The sequence below is a fragment of the Psychrobacter sp. 1U2 genome, from assembly GCF_051847575.1.
Genome location: NZ_JBPYDC010001573.1, coordinates 1 through 571, shown reverse-complemented (window position 1 = coordinate 571; position 571 = coordinate 1). Strand labels below are relative to the sequence as shown.

The window sequence follows — 571 nt, the reverse complement described above, 5'->3', positions numbered from 1 at the left end:
ATTTACCTCTTTACTGCGCCTTGACTTGATTAATGATGAAGCATTAAAACAAGACGCCATAACTGCGTTAGCCAACCGTCAAATCTTTACCGATAATGTCGTTAGCCTGATTGAGCGCTTTGAAGCGCAGGGCGGTTTGACGGCAGAGGAAGGCGAGAAATTTATAAAAGAGGCTTTAGAAACCTTTCGCTGGCATGATAAAACACCGATTTCAAAAGAGCTATATCAACGCTTATTAGCGCAGCACGGTCTCATAGCTGATGTGGTCGGTTTTAAAGGCCCACATATCAACCATTTGACTCCTAGAACGCTGGATATAGATACCGTACAGCAAGGCATGCAGGCAAAGGGCATCCCGCCAAAAGCAATTATCGAGGGGCCGCCAAAACGGGAGTGTCCGATTTTATTAAGACAGACGAGCTTTAAGGCATTAGAGGAAGCCGTTAGCTTTAAAAATCCAAATGGCGAGTATGAAGAGGGTCATCATACTGCACGATTTGGTGAGATTGAGCAGCGCGGTGTGGCATTAACAACAAAGGGTAGAGCGCTATATGACCAGCTGCTTAGTCAA

At 45.4% G+C, this 571-nt stretch carries 1 protein-coding gene; it reads left to right on the top strand.

Features of this window, described 5'->3' with window-relative positions; genetic code table 11:
• Positions 1 to 13 precede the first annotated feature (13 nt).
• Positions 14 to 571 (top strand): 2-oxoadipate dioxygenase/decarboxylase family protein (locus ACS8FD_RS23260; RefSeq protein ID WP_439277597.1); only part of this gene is annotated, 558 nt, incomplete at its 3' end.